This window comes from Mycobacterium sp. 050272, from assembly GCF_039023525.1.
In the GTDB taxonomy this organism is placed as follows: Bacteria; Actinomycetota; Actinomycetes; order Mycobacteriales; family Mycobacteriaceae; genus Mycobacterium.
This window is the reverse complement of the sequence record NZ_JBCHKV010000003.1, coordinates 269919-287019: the sequence shown is the minus strand read 5'-3', so window position 1 is coordinate 287019 and position 17101 is coordinate 269919. Positions and strand designations below refer to the sequence as shown.

At 66.3% G+C, this 17101-nt stretch carries 19 protein-coding genes; 6 read left to right on the top strand and 13 right to left on the bottom strand.

Going from position 1 to position 17101, the window contains the following annotated elements:
• Positions 1 to 48: 48 nt before the first annotated feature.
• The 3 genes from ispF to carD are packed head-to-tail and all read right to left on the bottom strand — an operon-like array spanning position 49 to position 1700.
• A complete protein-coding gene (ispF, locus tag AAHS21_RS09115) occupies positions 49 to 528 on the bottom strand; it encodes a 2-C-methyl-D-erythritol 2,4-cyclodiphosphate synthase (protein ID WP_342927347.1) in 480 nt (159 codons plus the stop codon).
• Complete coding sequence (gene ispD, locus AAHS21_RS09110) at positions 525 to 1196, bottom strand: 2-C-methyl-D-erythritol 4-phosphate cytidylyltransferase (protein WP_342927346.1); 672 nt, start codon at positions 1194 to 1196, stop codon at positions 525 to 527. The genes ispF and ispD overlap by 4 nt, the downstream gene beginning before the upstream one ends.
• Positions 1197 to 1211: 15 nt before the next feature.
• Positions 1212 to 1700, bottom strand: a complete 489-nt coding sequence (gene carD / locus AAHS21_RS09105; protein ID WP_007166539.1) for an RNA polymerase-binding transcription factor CarD — start codon at positions 1698 to 1700, stop codon at positions 1212 to 1214.
• 362 nt (positions 1701 to 2062) lie between these two features.
• Here carD and AAHS21_RS09100 point away from each other — a divergent pair, with 362 nt between their 5' ends.
• From AAHS21_RS09100 to disA, 3 genes are read left to right on the top strand one after another with little or no spacing between them, the layout of a single operon-like run.
• Entirely contained in the window at positions 2063 to 2557 is a 495-nt protein-coding gene (locus tag AAHS21_RS09100) for a hypothetical protein (protein ID WP_342927509.1), read from the top strand.
• A gap of 50 nt (positions 2558 to 2607) precedes the next feature.
• Positions 2608 to 4017, top strand: a complete 1410-nt coding sequence (radA, locus tag AAHS21_RS09095; protein ID WP_342927345.1) for a DNA repair protein RadA — start codon at positions 2608 to 2610, stop codon at positions 4015 to 4017.
• A 26-nt stretch (positions 4018 to 4043) separates the two neighbouring features.
• Entirely contained in the window at positions 4044 to 5117 is a 1074-nt protein-coding gene (gene disA, locus AAHS21_RS09090; RefSeq protein WP_342927344.1) for a DNA integrity scanning diadenylate cyclase DisA, read from the top strand.
• Here the strand turns inward: disA and AAHS21_RS09085 are convergent, their stop codons facing one another.
• Complete coding sequence (locus AAHS21_RS09085; protein WP_342927343.1) at positions 5118 to 5924, bottom strand: hypothetical protein; 807 nt, start codon at positions 5922 to 5924, stop codon at positions 5118 to 5120.
• A 105-nt stretch (positions 5925 to 6029) separates the two neighbouring features.
• The gene (locus tag AAHS21_RS09080; RefSeq protein WP_342927342.1) at positions 6030 to 6647 is read right to left on the bottom strand and encodes a carbonic anhydrase; all 618 of its coding nucleotides are present in this window, start codon (positions 6645 to 6647) and stop codon (positions 6030 to 6032) included.
• Positions 6648 to 6677: 30 nt separating this feature from the next.
• Between AAHS21_RS09080 and AAHS21_RS09075 the strand changes: the two genes are divergently transcribed.
• Positions 6678 to 7562 carry an A/G-specific adenine glycosylase gene (locus AAHS21_RS09075; RefSeq protein WP_342927341.1) on the top strand — a complete coding sequence of 295 codons (885 nt, stop codon included), beginning with the start codon at positions 6678 to 6680 and terminating at the stop codon, positions 7560 to 7562.
• Here the strand turns inward: AAHS21_RS09075 and AAHS21_RS09070 are convergent.
• Positions 7545 to 8300, bottom strand: a complete 756-nt coding sequence (locus AAHS21_RS09070) for an alpha/beta hydrolase (protein WP_342927340.1) — start codon at positions 8298 to 8300, stop codon at positions 7545 to 7547. The genes AAHS21_RS09075 and AAHS21_RS09070 overlap by 18 nt on opposite strands.
• Positions 8301 to 8364: 64 nt before the next feature.
• Here AAHS21_RS09070 and mhuD point away from each other — a divergent pair, with 64 nt between their 5' ends.
• Together mhuD and AAHS21_RS09060 are read left to right on the top strand one after the other, a co-directional pair.
• Positions 8365 to 8685, top strand: a complete 321-nt coding sequence (mhuD, locus tag AAHS21_RS09065) for a mycobilin-forming heme oxygenase MhuD (protein WP_342927339.1) — start codon at positions 8365 to 8367, stop codon at positions 8683 to 8685.
• Positions 8648 to 10024 carry a serine hydrolase gene (locus AAHS21_RS09060; RefSeq protein WP_342927338.1) on the top strand — a complete coding sequence of 459 codons (1377 nt, stop codon included), beginning with the start codon at positions 8648 to 8650 and terminating at the stop codon, positions 10022 to 10024. Before mhuD ends, AAHS21_RS09060 begins: the two co-directional genes overlap by 38 nt.
• On the opposite strand, the gene AAHS21_RS09055 is transcribed toward AAHS21_RS09060, so the two are convergent.
• The 7 genes from AAHS21_RS09055 to lysS form a co-directional block, all read right to left on the bottom strand.
• A complete protein-coding gene (locus tag AAHS21_RS09055) occupies positions 10025 to 10576 on the bottom strand; it encodes a histidine phosphatase family protein (protein WP_342927337.1) in 552 nt (183 codons plus the stop codon).
• Complete coding sequence (locus AAHS21_RS09050; RefSeq protein ID WP_342927336.1) at positions 10573 to 11376, bottom strand: CbtA family protein; 804 nt, start codon at positions 11374 to 11376, stop codon at positions 10573 to 10575. The genes AAHS21_RS09055 and AAHS21_RS09050 overlap by 4 nt, the downstream gene beginning before the upstream one ends.
• A gap of 5 nt (positions 11377 to 11381) precedes the next feature.
• Positions 11382 to 11591 carry a CbtB-domain containing protein gene (locus AAHS21_RS09045; RefSeq protein WP_096290340.1) on the bottom strand — a complete coding sequence of 70 codons (210 nt, stop codon included), beginning with the start codon at positions 11589 to 11591 and terminating at the stop codon, positions 11382 to 11384.
• A gap of 163 nt (positions 11592 to 11754) precedes the next feature.
• Positions 11755 to 12135 (bottom strand): YbjQ family protein, encoded by a 381-nt coding sequence (locus AAHS21_RS09040; RefSeq protein WP_342927335.1) that lies wholly within the window; start codon positions 12133 to 12135, stop codon positions 11755 to 11757.
• Between the two features lie 153 nt (positions 12136 to 12288).
• On the bottom strand, positions 12289 to 14823 hold the full coding sequence (clpC1, locus tag AAHS21_RS09035) for an ATP-dependent protease ATP-binding subunit ClpC (protein ID WP_096290341.1): 2535 nt from the start codon (positions 14821 to 14823) through the stop codon (positions 12289 to 12291).
• A 296-nt stretch (positions 14824 to 15119) separates the two neighbouring features.
• Positions 15120 to 15458, bottom strand: a complete 339-nt coding sequence (lsr2, locus tag AAHS21_RS09030; protein WP_085223269.1) for a histone-like nucleoid-structuring protein Lsr2 — start codon at positions 15456 to 15458, stop codon at positions 15120 to 15122.
• A 118-nt stretch (positions 15459 to 15576) separates the two neighbouring features.
• Positions 15577 to 17076, bottom strand: a complete 1500-nt coding sequence (gene lysS, locus AAHS21_RS09025; RefSeq protein WP_342927334.1) for a lysine--tRNA ligase — start codon at positions 17074 to 17076, stop codon at positions 15577 to 15579.
• Between the last annotated feature and the right edge of the window lie 25 nt (positions 17077 to 17101).

The window sequence follows — 17101 nt, the reverse complement described above, 5'->3', positions numbered from 1 at the left end:
GTGCCAGCTTACCTGCTACTTCAGATCGGCCGACCGCCGCTCGCAGGGCTATCCGTGCGCGACAACGAGGGCCGTCGCGATCGCGGCCAAACCCTCACCCCGCCCGGTCAGGCCCAGCCCGTCGGTGGTGGTCGCCGAGACCGATACCGGCGCGTCCAGCAGACCCGACAGCAGTTGCTGGGCCTCGGCGCGGCGTGGGCCGATCTTCGGCCGATTGCCGATCACTTGCACGGCTGCATTTCCGACCCGAAACCCGGCCTCCGATACCAGCTCGACGACGTGGCGCAGCATGTCGGCGCCGCTGACGCCCTTCCATCGCGGATCGTCGACCCCGAACACGCCCCCGATGTCGCCCAATCCGACGGCCGACAACAGCGCATCGCAAAGTGCGTGCGCCGCGACGTCCCCATCGGAATGGCCGGCGCAGCCGTCGGTGTCGGGAAACAGCAGACCCAGCAGCCAGCAGGGTCGTCCGGGCTCGATCGGATGTACGTCGGTACCGAGGCCGACCCGAGGCAACTCGGTCACCGGCGCACAATCGCTTGAGCCAGCAGCAGATCCAGCGGCGTGGTGATTTTGAACGCCAGCGGGTCGCCGTCGACGACCTGAACCTGGCCACCGACGTACTCGACCATCGACGCGTCGTCGGTGAAAACCGCGCCCGACGCTTGCTGGTAGGCGCGCAACAACAGGTCGGTGGCGAACCCCTGCGGCGTCTGCACCGCCCGCAGCCCGGCCCGTTCCGGCGTGCCCAGCACCACGCCGTTGGCATCCACGGCCTTGATGGTGTCATGCAGCGGCAGTGCCGGCACCACCGCGCCGTGACCGGCCCGCAGCGTGTCCACCACCCGCACGATCAGCTCCGGCGGCGTCAACGCCCGGGCGGCATCGTGCACCAGCACGAAATCCGGTTCGCCGGCCACCGCGGACAACGCCAGATTGACCGACTCGGTGCGCCCGGCCCCGCCGGCCACGACGGTGGCCTGGCTGCCTAGGACTTGCTTGGCCTGATCGACGCGATCCGCGGGCACCGCCGCCACAACATGACTAACCACGCCCGAATTCAGCAGGCCCGCGACGGCCCATTCCAGCAGAGTGCGCCCATCGAGTTCGCAAAATGCTTTCGGGATACCGGCGCGCAGCCGTTCCCCCAACCCCGCGGCCGGAACCACTGCGACAACTGTGCCCCCGACCACCTGAACTCAGGGCCTTCAGGAAGCTGCGGCCAAAACCTCGTCGAGAATGGTCTCCGCTTTGGCGTCGTCGGTGCTCTCCGCGAGCGCCAACTCACCGACCAAAATCTGGCGGGCCTTGGCCAGCATGCGCTTTTCGCCCGCGGACAGGCCGCGTTCCTGGTCGCGACGCCACAGGTCGCGGACAACTTCGGCAACCTTGTTGACGTCGCCCGAAGCAAGCTTTTCGAGGTTGGCCTTGTAACGCCGTGACCAGTTGGTGGGCTCTTCCGTGTGGGGAGCGCGCAACACCTGGAAGACCTTGTCCAGGCCTTCTTGTCCGACGACATCGCGCACGCCGACGTACTCGGCGTTGTCTGCGGGAACTCGAACGGTCAGGTCACCCTGCGCAACTTTCAAGACGAGATACTCTTTTTGCTCCCCTTTGATGGTGCGGGTTTCGATCGCCTCGACTAACGCAGCACCGTGGTGTGGATATACAACGGTGTCGCCGACCTTGAAGATCATCAGATTCGAGCCCCTTTCGTTACTTCAGTCTAACACGGCGGTCCAACACACGCGTAGCAACGGTGCAGGTCAGGGGCACAACGCGCGCGGAATAGGGGTTGACAGACGGACGAAGACGTGCAATAGAACACACTAGCAATGCCTGGTCCTGGCCCCGGCAGTGCCCCGGCTGCGGCCGCTGCGGTGCTGGTCTTGCTACCTGCGCTACCGCTTAAACGTCGTTCCTACTACTGTGCATAGTTGCACGCGTCATCGTGCCGCGACTTGCTCTGAACAGCCAGACCGAGCCCAGGAGGCATCGAGTGAACCGCTTCAAGACCAGCCTCGCGGTCGGCCTTCGCAGCCGAGTCGTCCTCGCCGGCCTGGCCGCCCTGGTCGCCACCGCGCTCGCCGGCTGTGGCGCCGGACAGATCTCGCAGATGGCCACCCAGGAGCCCGCCGTCAACGGCAACAAGGTCACGTTCAACAACGTGGCACTGCGCGATATCCGCATCCAAGCCGCGCAGACCGGCGACTACCTGCGCCCCGGTAAGAACGTGGACCTGGTGCTGGTAGCGGTGAACCAGTCTCCGGATGTCGAGGACCGGCTGCTGGGCATCACCAGTGACATCGGCACCGTCACCGTGACCGGGGACGCTCGCCTGCCCGCCAGCGGCATGCTGTTCATCGGCACGCCGGAGGGCCAGCGGGTGGCGCCGGGCCCGCTCAACCCCAACAGCGCGGCCAAGGCCTCCGTCAACTTGGCCAAGCCCATCACCAACGGCCTGGCCTACAACTTCACCTTCACCTTCGAGAAGGCGGGCCAAGCCAGCGTGCAGGTGCCGATTTCGGCCGGGATGGCTTCGCCGGAGGCCTGAACGGCCGTGTCACGGCGGGACTTGTCGGCACCTGCGGATACCGTCATGACGTGGCTAATGCGCGCTCGCAGTACCGTTGCTCGGAGTGCCAACACGTCACCGCCAAATGGTTTGGCCGCTGCGCAGAGTGCGGCACCTGGGGCACCGTCGATGAGGTGACCGTGCTCAGCGCGGTGGGCGGGCGTCGCTCACAGAATCGGACGTCGCAGGCCGTTCCGATCAGTTCCGTCGAAGCGGGCACCAGCCACCACCGTGCGACCGGCATCGACGAACTCGACCGCGTCCTCGGTGGCGGTGTGGTGCCCGGCTCGGTCACGCTGCTGGCCGGCGATCCGGGCGTCGGCAAATCGACGTTGCTGCTCAAGGTCGCCCACCTGTGGGCGCAGTCCGGGCGGCGGGCGCTGTACATCTCCGGCGAGGAGTCCGCGGGCCAGATCAGGCTGCGTGCGGACCGCATCGATTGCGGCAGCGACGAGCTCTACCTGGCCGCCGAATCCGACGTGCACACGGTGCTCGAGCACATGGCGACGGTCAAGCCCGCGCTGGTGATCGTCGACTCGGTGCAGACCATGTCCACCGCCGAGTCCGACGGCGTCGCCGGCGGAGTCACGCAGGTGCGCGCCGTGACGGCGGCGCTGACGGCCGCGGCCAAGTCCAACGGCGTGGCACTGATCCTCGTCGGCCACGTCACCAAGGACGGCGCGATCGCCGGCCCGCGCTCGCTGGAACACCTCGTCGACGTCGTTCTGCATTTCGAGGGCGACCGCAACGGCTCACTGCGGATGGTTCGCGGCATCAAGAACCGATTCGGCGGTGCCGACGAAGTCGGGTGTTTCCTGTTGCACGACAACGGAATCGAGGGCGTGGCCGACCCGTCCAACCTGTTCTTGGATCAACGGCCCGCCCCGGTGCCCGGCACCGCAATCACGGTCGCGCTGGACGGCAAACGGCCGCTGATCGGCGAAGTCCAGGCGCTGCTTGCCACGCCGAACGCCGGCTCACCGCGCCGCGCGGTCAGCGGGATCGACCACTCCCGCGCCGCGATGATCACCGCCGTGCTGGAAAAGCATGCCAAGCTTCCGTTGGCCGCCAACGACATCTACCTGTCCACGGTGGGGGGCATGCGGCTGACCGATCCGTCCTCAGACCTGGCCGTCGCGATCGCGCTGGCGTCAGCCCTGGCCGACCTGCCGCTGCCCACCACCGCGGTGATGATCGGGGAGGTAGGCCTGGCGGGCGATCTGCGCCGGGTCAGCGGCATGGACCGGCGCCTGGCCGAGGCCGCCCGGCAGGGGTTCAGCATCGCGCTGATTCCGCCGGGATGTGACGCCGTTCCACGGGGCATGCGAGCACTGACCGCACCCAACATCGGGGCGGCGCTGCAGCACATGATCGACGTCGCCCACGACCGCGCTGCCGAGCCCGCGGGACCCAATCGGCTATACATTGCGACGCCATAAGCCCTGGCGTAGCAGAATGACAGGCTGTGACGCGTCCGACGCTGCGTGAAACAGTCGCCCGCCTGGCACCGGGCACCGGGCTCCGGGACGGCCTGGAGCGCATTCTGCGCGGCCGCACCGGTGCGCTGATCGTGCTCGGCAACGACGAGAACGTCGAGGCCATCTGTGACGGCGGCTTTGCCCTGGATGTCCGATACGCCCCGACACGACTGCGTGAGCTGGCCAAGATGGACGGCGCCGTCGTGCTGTCCACCGACGGCAGCCGCATCGTGCGGGCCAACGTGCAGCTGGTTCCCGATCCGTCGATACCCACCGACGAGTCGGGCACCCGGCACCGTTCGGCCGAACGCGCCGCGATCCAGACCGGCCACCCGGTGATCTCGGTCAGCCATTCGATGAACATCGTCACCGTCTATGTCGGCGGGGAGCGTCACGTGCTGGCCGATTCGGCGACCATCCTGTCGCGGGCCAACCAGGCCATCGCCACCCTGGAGCGCTACAAGACCCGCCTCGACGAGGTCAGCCGGTTGCTGTCACGAGCCGAGATCGAAGACTTCGTCACGCTGCGCGACGTCATGACGGTGGTGCAGCGGCTCGAGCTGGTCCGCCGCATCGGGCTGGTGATCGACTACGACGTCGTCGAACTGGGCACCGACGGACGGCAGCTGCGGCTACAGCTCGAAGAGCTGCTGGGCGGCAATGACACCGACCGAGAACTGATCGTGCGTGACTACCACGCCAGCCCCGAGCCGCTGTCCGATGCGCAGATAATCGCGACGCTGGACGAGCTGGACGCGTTGTCGGATACCGAGCTGCTCGAAATCACTTCGCTGGCAAAGGTTTTTGGTTATCCGACGACGACGGAGGCGCAGGATTCGGCGCTGAGTCCCCGTGGCTACCGCGCGATGGCCGGTATCCCCCGGCTGCAGTTCGCCCACGTCGACCTGTTGGTCCGCAACTTCGGGACGCTGCAGGGTCTGCTGGCGGCCAGCGCCAACGACCTGCAATCGGTCGACGGCATCGGCTCGATGTGGGCCCGCCATGTGCGGGAAGGGCTGTCGCAATTGGCGGAGTCGACGATCGCCGACCCGCTCAACTGACTAGCCGGCGGGCGACGGACCGGGAGCAGCTCCGGGCGGAGCCTCGGGCTGCGGCACCGCCGGCTGACCGGGCACCGGCCCCGGCGGGGGCGGTGGCTGGTTCAGAATGAACGGCACCGCGATCGAGCGCAGGTTGCCCAGCTGCACGACGAGGTTGTAGGTGCCCGGGCCGATCGCCGGCCGCGGCAACGGGCAGTGCGGCGAGGATCCCATGCCCGTCCACGTCACCGCCGTCGTGACCTGTTCGCCCGGCGTGAAGGTCTTGACCAAGGTCTCGTTGGACGGCGCGCAGTCCAGGTTGGACCACAGCCGCTTGTTGTCCAGCGAGTAGACGTAGGCGGCCAGGACAGCGGCGCCGACGTCGCGCTTGCATGCCACCAGGCCGATGTTGGTGACGACCATCGTGAACTTCGGCTGGTCACCGATGAAGTACTGGGGGGCGTTCGTCAGCCCCTTGACGGCAAGCGTCGAGTCCGGGCAGTCGTCACCCTCCTTGAGCACCGGCGGCGGCTGCACCGCAGCGGTCGGCGTCGGGGCCTCGGGGTTTTGCCCCTGCGGGGCCGGCACCGGGGTGACGCCCTCCTGGCCCGGCAGGGGTGGCGCCTGCGGCGGCGGTGCTGCCGGGGTGCTCTGACCCGGACCGGCCTTGTTCACGCTGGCGGGCTTGGCACCCGCGCTGTTGCCCATAAAAGCGATGACAATGGCGACGGCGATGCCGATCACGACGACCGCGATCCCCAGGGCCAGCCCCCTGCGCCGCCAATAGATCTCCGTGGGTAGCGGGCCACGCGGTTCCAGATCCAGCACGATCACACCATAAGTCCAGGTCACACCGATTTGCCCGATCCGGCCCGGCGTGTCGCGATGTTAGCTGGCCAATAACCGTGTTAGTGGCGCGCGGGAGGAACGGTCCTACTCGCCGATGTCGCCGATGTGGTCGACCAACGCCGCGCGCCCGTCGGCAAGGTGGTAGGTGACCCCGGCGAGCGCCACGGTGCCCGCCGCCACCCGCTCCGCGATGGCCGCGGAACGCGAGGTGAGCTGGGCCAACGTCTCGCTGACGTGCCGTGCCTCGAACTCGTCGACGCGGCTCAGGCCGTCGCGCCGGCCGATCAGGATCGACGGAGCGACGCGCTCCACCACGTCGCGCACGAAGCCGGCCGGGATCGCACCGTCGTCGACCGCGCCGATCGCGGCCTTGACGGCGCCGCAGCTGTCGTGGCCGAGGACGACGATCAGCGGGACGTCGAGCACCGACACCGCGAACTCGATGGACCCGAGCACCGCCGAGTCGATGGCCTGTCCGGCGGTGCGCACCACGAACATGTCGCCCAGGCCTTGGTCGAAGATGAGCTCGGCGGCCACCCGACTGTCGGAACAACCGAACACAACCGCCGTGGGTTTTTGACCCGCGGCCAGGCTGGCGCGATGATCGACGCTCTGGCTGGGGTGCTCAGGCTGGCCGGCGACGAATCGCTCGTTACCCTCTTTGAGTGCTTTCCATGCGGTTACCGGACTGGTGTTGGGCATGGCACACATTCTGGCGTGTCGCGGGCCCAGATGACTAGTCCAGGGCAAATCCCGGCGGATGAACTTCTGGGTTGGTACGAGCGCTCGCGTCGCGATCTGCCCTGGCGGGAACCGGGTGTGGACGCGTGGCAGATTCTGGTCAGCGAGTTCATGCTGCAACAGACCCCGGTGGCCCGGGTGTTGCCGATCTGGACGGACTGGGTGCGGCGGTGGCCCACCCCGTCGGCGACCGCCGCGGCCAGCGCGGCCGACGTGCTGCGGGCCTGGGGCAAGCTGGGCTACCCGCGGCGCGCCAAGCGGCTGCACGAGTGCGCGATCGTCATCGCGCGTGATCACGGCGACGCCGTCCCCGATGACGTCGAAACCTTGTTGGAATTACCGGGTATCGGCACCTACACGGCGCGAGCCGTGGCGTGCTTCGCCTACCGCAAGCGGGTGCCGGTGGTGGACACCAATGTGCGACGGGTGGTCGCCCGAGCCGTGCACGGCCTGGCCGACGCCGGTCCGGCGTCGACCACCCGCGACCTTGCCGACGTCTTGGCGCTGTTGCCGGAAGATGCTACGGCCCCGCAGTTTTCGGTAGCACTGATGGAACTGGGCGCCACGGTGTGCATTGCGCGCACGCCGCGCTGCGGGTTGTGCCCGCTCGAGCACTGCGCATGGCGGCAAGCCGGCTTTCCGCCAGCACAGGGGCCGGCCCGCCGCATTCAGACGTATGCGGGAACGGATCGCCAAGTTCGCGGTCGGTTGTTGGATGTCTTGCGCGCCAACGACTCTCCAGTCACCCGAGCCGAGCTGGATGTGGCGTGGCTCACCGACACCGCCCAACGCGACCGGGCGTTGTATTCGCTGCTTGCCGACGGCCTGGTGACACAGACGCGCGACGGCCGGTTCGGGTTAGCCGGCGAGGAATAGCTCGACCGCTCGACGGTATACCTCGGGCGCTTCGTCGTGAATCAGATGGCCTGCTTCGGGAACAGCCAAATATGTTGCCGCCGAATTCTTTTCGTACATATCGCGCATTTGGCCGGGCGGGGTGACGGAGTTGCCGGCCTCGAGCAGCAACGCCGGCACCCGGACCGCCAGCCAGTGCTCCCAGTAGTCCCGAGTGCCCCATTCGGCGGCGATCTCGATCCATCGCGAGGTGTGACCGTGCAGCCGCCAACCGGTGTCGGTGCGGTCGAACGCCTCTAGAAAATACCGGCCGGCGACCGGACCGAATTCGTTGTAAACCTGTTCGGCGGTGTCGAATTCGACCGGAAGCGCATGCAGCCACGGCTCCCACGGACCCGTGGTGCGGCCGCGAAAGTCGGGCGCCATGTCCTCGAGCACCAGCGCCGAAACCAGTTCGGGGCGTTGCGCGGCCAGACACCAGGAGTGCAGTGCCCCCATCGAATGCCCCACCAGCCGCACCGGCGTCGCCAACGCGGTTATCGCGTCGGCGAGGTCGGCCACGAAGCGTTCGGTGCTGATCGGGTGCGGGTCGGCCACATCGCGGCCGCGATGCCACGGCGCATCGTAGGTGTAGACGGTGCCCAGCCGAGTCAGCCACGGCAGCTGGCGCGACCACGTGGTGCCGCGGCCCATCAGGCCGTGCACCAGTATCAACGGCTCACCCCGCCCGCCCTGGCAGGTCAACAGATCGGTGGGCATAGCACCATCTTGCGTGGCCCGCCCAGGAGCAGGACAGGGCAGGGGGCGGGGTAGCCTAGCGAACATGCCGCCAGTGGTGAAGATCAACGCAATTGAAGTACCCGCCGACGCTGGCCCTGAGCTGGAAAAGCGCTTCGCCCACCGCGCCCACGCGGTGGACAACCAGCCCGGCTTCCTCGGCTTTCAGCTACTGCGCCCGGTAAAGGGCGAGAACCGCTACTTCGTCGTGACACACTGGGAGTCCGATGAAGCATTCCAGGCGTGGGCGAGTGGGCCCGCCGTCGAAGCCCATGCTGGTCAGCGCGCCAACCCGGTGGCGACCGGTGCGTCGCTGCTGGAATTCGAGGTTGTCATGGACGTTACGGGGAGCAAGACGACTGAATAGGCGACACCCCGCGCACCGACGCGTGCTGGCCGTGACGGCGGCCGCCGCGCTGGTCGCCGCCTTGGCTCCGGGTTGCTCGCCGTCGCCGTCGCCGCAGGCGAACGCGGCTAATCCGGGACGGGCGATCGACACCCGGACACCCCCAGGACTGCGGGCCCAGCAGACCGTCGACATGCTCAACTCCGACTGGCCGATCGGCCCGATCGGTGTGCGCACGCTTGCCGCGCCCGACGAGGTGGACTCGGTCGAAAAGACCATGGAAGAACTCTGGTGGGATCGCCCCTTCACGCTGGACGGGGTAGACATCAGCGCCAGCGTCGCCACGCTGCACCTCACCTCGTCTTACGGCGCGCGGCAAGACATCCGGATCCACACCGACGACATCGGCCGGGTTGATCGATTCGAGCTCGACACGTTGTCGCCGACGATTACCTCATGGCATGACATCGACGCGACGCTGAGCAAGACCGGCGCGCGGTACTCCTATCAGGTCGCCAAGGTCGACGACGGCCACTGCGATCCCGTGATGGGAACCAACACCGTCGAATCTCTGCCGCTGGCATCGATTTTCAAGTTATACGTGCTGCACGCACTGGCCGGCGCGGTGCGCAACCATACGGTGTCCTGGGACGATCAGCTCACCGTTACCGACAAGAGCAAGGCGGTGGGCTCTTCGGGACTGGGACTTGCTCCCGGCGACCATGTTTCGGTGCGCACCGCGGCCGAGAAGATGATCGCCAACAGCGACAACATGGCCACCGACTTGCTGATCGAACGATTGGGTAAGCACGCCATCGAATCCGCACTCGCCACGGCCGGCCATCACGATCCGGCCAGCATGACCCCCTTCCCCACAATGTATGAGCTGTTCTCCATTGGCTGGGGCGAACCGGATCTGCGCAGCCAGTGGCAGAACGCGACCCCACAGGTCCGCGCCCAGCTGCTGGCACAGGCGAATTCCGCTCCCTACCAGCCTGATCCGGCTCGAGCCCACACCCCGGCCTCGGCCTCCGGCGCGGAATGGTACGGCAGCGCCGAGGACATCTGCCGGGTGCACGCCGCGCTGCAGGCCGACGCCGTCGGCGCGGCCGCACCCGTCAAGCAGATCCTGTCGGCCGTGTCGGGTATCCAGCTGGACCGAAACGTGTGGCCGTACATCGGCGCGAAAGCCGGTGGGCTGCCGGGCGATCTGACGTTCAGCTGGTACGCCGTCGACAAGACGCAGCAGCCGTGGGTGGTCAGTTTCCAGCTGAACTGGCCCCGCGACCACGGCCCGAAGGTGACCGGCTGGATGCTGGGAGTGGCCAAGAAGACTTTCGCTCTGGTCGCGCCGCAGTAGTCACTGCAGCCGCAGCGTCCACCGGCCGCTTCGATGATGCATGGTCGTGCGACTAAGCGGGGCAATGTCGATGCGCCAGAACGACTTCGGTGTTATGTCGAGAGCCGTCAGGACCGCCGCGCGGATCACCCCCGGATGGGTGACCGCAACGGTCGGCGACGGGCCTTCGGTCAACGACGCCAGCCACCCGGCGACCCGCTCGGTGAGGTCGACGATGGACTCGCCGCCGTGCGGCGCAGCGGCCGGATCGGTCAGCCACGCCTCCAGGTCGCCTGCGGGGACGGCCTCGAGGGTCTGTCCACGCCAGTGCCCACAATCCAGGTCGGCCAGCCGCGGCTCGGTCTGGGCGTCCAAGCCCAGCAGCTGCGCGGTCTGACGCGCCCGCCGCTCGGGGCCGGCAACTTGCCGTGCGCCGCGAATGTCAAGGCCCGCAGCGGCTTCGGCCTGTCGACGGCCGGCGTCGTTGAGCGGCTCGTCGTCCGGAAAACGCACGGCCGCCATCGCATCGGTCATAGCGTGCGACACCATTACCAACCGCACGACCTGCGTCACACCGCGGTGCTCGATACCCGTCCGCTTTCGGCGCGCTCTGGAAGCAACCGCCCTGCCAGCGTCGCGAAGACCAAGCCGATGGTCACCCAGAGCAACAGCTGCGTGCCCAGCGACAACAACCTGAATTCGTAGAGGACATCAGCGGGAAAGCCGGGGTAGATGATCGCGCCCGAGACATCGCGCAGCGGCTCGGGCGTCTCGTCGACCGTGGGCAGCAGCACCATCACCACCGCGACGGCCACCAGGTACGCCCCGGCGGCGAGCAGCCGTCCGTTCCAGGCGCCGAACCGGTCGGTCAACCGCCCGGCCAGCCATACCGCCGCGACCGCCAGCACCACCGACATCACCACCATCGTCAGGTACCAACCGGTGCGGAACCCGATCGTGTCGGACTGGCCGACGGCCGGCGGGTTCGGTGGATATTTCACGAACGGGACCAGATACACCGCCACGAACGCGCCGGCCGACATTAGCAGCGAAAACTGTCGTGGCGCAGGGCTTTCCGCACGACCTGTCGCGCGGGCATACCCGACGCAGAACAGCACCGCGAACAATGCGCCCATCGCGAGACCGAAGATGAGCACCCCGAAACCGAGTCCGGGGTTGGCCTGCACGCCACGGGTGAACAGCTCGGCACCATGTTCATGCACGCCGTGGGCGTTCTCGGCGTCGGTTCGACCGTCCTCGAATTCGATCGCGCGGGCAATGACGGGTTCGGCACACACACGGGCGAAGACAAAGGCCAGCACGGCGCCGATTGCGCCCGCCAGCAGCCCGCGTCCGATCAGACGCTTCTCCACGCGGGTCAGTGGCAGGGGAAGCCGAGGAGATGGCGCGCATCGTGCACGAATTCGTGCACATGCGTGTCGCTGCCGAACAGCGACACCGCGCCCTGATCGACACCGACGAAGTAGAGAGCCAATAACGCCAGGAAGGCGGTTGCCGCCAACCAGAGCGCGGCATGTGCCGCCGACAAATCAATCGAACGGGTGCCGGTCGTCTCGGAACTGGACACTGTTGACTCCTTCTGGGAATGACGCGTCCCACGTTGGTGACGGGTTCCGGGTCTGACTTTCTACAGTGGCGCGACCGTTCTGGAATTTCACCAGATTCCATAGCCCGTCGGAAAAACAGTTAACAGCCGTCAGTCTAAACGGACGACCCGATGGAGCAAGCAATCACTGCTGCGCGGGGCCGCCACCGTAGCCGAGTTGGCTGGCCGTGTACTTGGCCCCGTCGGTGACCGGCACCGCCTCGACAGCCGTGCCGTAGGCGCAGATCTCGGTCCAGACATCACCGATTTCGGTGGTGTCGAAGCGCATCGCGACGATGGCGTTGCCGCCGCGGTTGCGCGCCTCGGAAATCAGCCGGCCCATCGCCTCGTTGCGGCTTTCGGCCAGATTCTTGGTCATCCCTTGCAGCTCCCCGCCGAACATGGCCTTGAAGCCCGCGCCCATCTGGGAGAACGCATTTCGCGATCGAACGGTCAGCCCGAACACTTCGCCGCAGACGCGTCGAATCTCCCAGCCCGGAAGGTCATTGGTGGTGACGATCAGCACAGGTAAGCCCCTTAGCCCTCAGCACAGCAAACGGGTGGTTAGTCCGGTCAGAGACTAGACCCATGGTGGCGACCCTCCCCCGCAAGCGGGAGGTGCCCCATTCGCCCGGCTCTGCCGCGCTCGCGATCGCCACGCCACCAGTTTGCGGTAGTGCTACTGGTTCTCGGGAGCGGCGTGCGCTCCGGCTTTCTGCAGCTCCGGCTCGGCCGGCGGCTTGCGCGTTCCGGTGAACGTGAACTTCGCGTCCTCGCCCGTACCTTCGCCGTCCCAGTTGTCCACGTCGACGGTGACCACCTGGCCGGGGCCCACCTCGTCGAAGAGGATCTTCTCCGACAGCTGGTCCTCGATCTCGCGCTGAATGGTGCGCCGCAGCGGGCGAGCACCCAGCACCGGGTCGAAGCCGCGTTTGGCGAGCAACGACTTGGCCTTGTCGGTCAGCTCCAGCGCCATGTCCTTGGCCTTGAGCTGGGTGGCGACCCGGCCGATCATCAGGTCCACCATCTGGATGATCTCGTCGCGAGTCAGCTGGTGGAAGACGATGATGTCGTCGATGCGGTTGAGGAACTCCGGGCGGAAGTGCTTCTTCAGCTCGTCATTGACCTTCTGCTTCATCCGCTCGTAGTCGTTCTCGCCGCCGCCCTGGGTGAAGCCCAGGCCCACCGGCTTGGAGATGTCCGACGTACCGAGGTTGGACGTGAAGATCAGCACGGTGTTCTTGAAGTCGACCGTGCGGCCCTGCCCGTCGGTGAGCCGGCCATCCTCGAGGACCTGCAACAGGCTGTTGTAGATCTCCTGGTGTGCCTTTTCGATCTCGTCGAACAGCACCACGGAGAACGGCTTGCGGCGCACCTTCTCGGTGAGCTGACCGCCCTCTTCGTAGCCGACGTATCCCGGCGGGGCACCGAACAACCGCGACGCGGTGAACCGGTCGTGGAACTCGCCCATGTCGATCTGGATGAGCGCGTCGTCGTCGCCGAACAGGAAGTTGGCCAGGGCCTTGGACAACTCGGTCTTACCGACACCGGAGGGGCCGGCGAAGATGAACGAACCGGACGGGCGCTTGGGGTCCTTCAACCCGGCGCGGGTGCGGCGGATCGCCTTGGAGACGGCCTTGACCGCATCCACCTGGCCAATGATCCGCTTGTGCAGCTCTTCCTCCATGCGCAGCAGGCGCGTGGTCTCGGCCTCGGTGAGCTTGAACACCGGGATGCCGGTCCAGTTACCCAGCACCTCGGCGATCTGCTCGTCGTCGACCTCGGCGACCACGTCGAGATCACCTGAACGCCACTGCTTTTCGCGCTCGGTCCGCTGGGCGACCAGTTGCTTCTCCCGGTCGCGCAGGCTGGCGGCCTTCTCGAAGTCCTGAGCGTCGATCGCCGATTCCTTCTCCCGGCGCGCCTCGGCGATCTTCTCGTCGAACTCGCGCAGGTCTGGCGGAGCGGTCATCCGGCGGATGCGCATCCGGGCGCCTGCCTCGTCGATCAGGTCGATCGCCTTGTCCGGCAGGAACCGGTCGTTGATGTAGCGGTCGGCCAGTGTGGCGGCCGCGACCATAGCGGAATCGGTGATCGACACCCGGTGGTGCGCCTCGTATCGGTCGCGCAGCCCCTTGAGGATCTCGATGGTGTGCTCCACCGTCGGCTCGCCCACCTGCACGGGCTGGAAGCGGCGCTCCAGGGCGGCGTCCTTCTCGATGTACTTGCGGTACTCGTCGAGCGTGGTGGCGCCAATGGTCTGCAGTTCGCCGCGGGCCAGCTTCGGCTTCAGGATCGACGCGGCGTCGATCGCGCCCTCGGCGGCACCGGCACCCACCAGAGTGTGCAGCTCGTCGATGAACAGGATGATGTCGCCGCGGGTGTTGATCTCCTTGAGCACCTTCTTCAGGCGTTCCTCGAAATCACCGCGGTAGCGGCTGCCGGCGACCAGCGACCCCAGGTCCAAGGTGTAGAGCTGCTTGTCCTTCAGCGTCTCGGGCACCTCGCCGTGCACGATGGCCTGCGCCAGGCCCTCCACCACGGCGGTCTTGCCGACGCCGGGCTCGCCGATCAGCACCGGGTTGTTCTTGGTGCGCCGGCTCAGCACCTGCATCACCCGCTCGATTTCCTTCTCACGGCCGATGACGGGGTCCAGCTTGCCTTCCATCGCGGCAGCCGTCAGGTTGCGCCCGAACTGGTCGAGCACCAACGAGGTGGACGGGCTGCCCGACTCGCCACCGCGACCACCGGTCCCGGCCTCGGCGGCCTCCTTGCCCTGGTAGCCACTGAGCAGCTGAATCACCTGCTGGCGCACCCGGGTCAGCTCGGCACCCAGCTTGACCAGCACCTGCGCGGCCACGCCCTCGCCCTCACGGATCAGGCCCAGCAGAATGTGCTCGGTGCCGATGTAGTTGTGGCCCAGCTGCAGCGCCTCGCGCAGGCTGAGCTCGAGAACCTTCTTGGCACGCGGGGTGAAGGGGATGTGCCCGGACGGGGCCTGCTGGCCCTGGCCGATGATCTCCTCGACCTGGCTGCGGACGCCCTCGAGCGAGATCCCAAGCGACTCCAGCGACTTCGCGGCGACGCCTTCACCTTCGTGAATCAGACCCAGCAGGATGTGCTCGGTGCCGATGTAGTTGTGGTTGAGCATCCGGGCCTCTTCTTGGGCCAGGACGACCACCCTGCGGGCACGGTCGGTAAATCTTTCGAACATCGGTGGTTACCTGCTCTCCCTCACCATCGGTACTTCATCGTTGTCGGCACAGGGGCCGCCACGCGTACCTGGTGTCCACTGTAATGGTCGGCCCGTCGCGGATCTAACCTTGCGGTGCCTTGCCGTTCGGGCCTGGTCCGCTCCGTGGCGGGGATTGCCCGTCACGACGGAGCCATAGTTAGAGAAACGAGATCAATCAAAAAATCGTTTCCCCCGAGCGCCGATGATCGTTTCGCCGCCAGCGAAAACCCAAACCGGCGCCCAGGCCTTGCGACCGGGCGCCGGTTAACGCTTTGTTAGGTGGCCGCGTGGAATGCGTCGATCACGTCCGCCGGGATGCGGCCGCGCGTCGACACGTTGTGTCCATTTCGGCGGGCCCATTCGCGGATCGCGGCGCTCTGCTCGCGGTCGATGGCCCCGCGCCCCCGCCCCGTTCCGGAACGCCCCCGACGACGACCCCCGACGCGGCGGCCGGCTGCCACCCACTGCTTCAGATCACCGCGGAGTTTCGCCGCATTCTTCGTTGAAAGATCAATCTCATAGGTCACCCCGTCAAGCCCGAATTCGACGGTTTCGTCGGCGGCACCTGCACCGTCGAAATCATCAACCAAGGTGACGGTGACTTTTTTCGCCATTAGCTTACCCTCGCGTTCTTCCTGAGCAGTTGCTGGGCAGTTTGGACCCACTCCCCGGTCACTAATCTGCCATATGTACGCAGCATACTCAATCTGAGCGCAACGCAGTGTTCGGCTTTCAGCTGGAGTGTGGCCGAACAATCGGGAACAAAACTGTCTCTCTAATTGACAGGCCGGTCAAAGTCATCAACAACCGGTCGATACCCATTCCCGTTCCGGTGGTTGGCGGCATCCCATACTCGAGCGCCGCGAGAAAATCTTCATCAAGCACCATAGCCTCGTCGTCGCCGGCCGCGGCGGCGCGCGCTTGTTCGGCGAATCGTTCGCGTTGCACGACCGGATCGTTTAATTCCGAGTACCCGGTGGCCAGTTCCACTCCGCGCACATAGAGATCCCACTTCTCGGTCACACCCGGGATGCTGCGGTGCTGTCGAGTCAAAGGTGTTGTCTCGACAGGGAAATCCTTGACGAACGTCGGCGCGGTCAGCGTATTACCCACCGCGTGCTCCCATAATTCCTCGACGAGCTTGCCGTGTCCGTAGCCGCGGTCCTTGGGTATCTCGACGCCCAGCCGCTCCGCGATGGCCCATAGCCGCTCGACCGTCGTCTGCGGTGTGATCTCTTCACCGAGTGCCGCAGACAGCGACGGATACATTTGTATCGACGCCCATTCTCCGTCTATGTCGTAGACACTGCCATCTGGCAACGAGAGTTGTCGGGTACCGATCGCCTCGTCGGCCACCTCTTGAATAAGCTCTCGCGTAACGAGTGCCGAATCGTCATAGGTTCCGTACGTCTGGTACGTCTCCAACATCGAGAATTCCGGAGAATGCGTCGAATCAGAACCTTCGTTTCTGAAGACGCGATTTAGCTCGAAGACCTTGTCGAATCCGCCGACGATGCATCGCTTGAGGAACAGTTCCGGTGCGATCCTCAGGTAGAGATCGATGTCAAGCGCATTGGAATGTGTGATGAACGGCCGAGCAGCGGCGCCACCCGCCAACGTCTGCAAGATTGGCGTTTCGACTTCGAGAAACCCACGCCGTTCCAGCGCGTTGCGTATGGCGCGGACAACGGCGATTCGCTGCCTTGCCACCTCGCGCGCCTGGGGGCGCACGATCAGGTCGACATAACGCTGCCGCACCCGCGATTCCTCGCTCATGTCCTTATGCGCGACCGGCAGCGGCCGCAGTGACTTGGATGCGATCCGCCAGGAATCGGCCAGCACGGACAATTCGCCACGTCGTGAGCTGATCACGTTGCCATGCACATACACGATGTCGCCGAGGTCGACATCGGCTTTCCACGCGTCCAGCGAATCCTGGCCGACCTTGTCCAGGCTGATCATTACCTGCAGCGTGGCGCCGTCACCGTCTTGCAGCGTCGCAAAACACAATTTGCCGGAATTGCGGGCGAATATGACCCGTCCCGCCACACCGACGATCTCGTCGGTCGCGGTGTCAACCGCCAGGTCGGGGTATGCGGCGCGGACCTGAGCCAGCGTGTGGGTGCGTTCGATGGCCACCGGGTAGGGGTCAAGCCCCTCGGCCAACAGCCGAGCACGCTTATCCCGGCGAATCCGGAACTGCTCGGGGAGGTCTTGATCGGCGGCACTCACGACGTGCCAGCTTAAATGACATCGC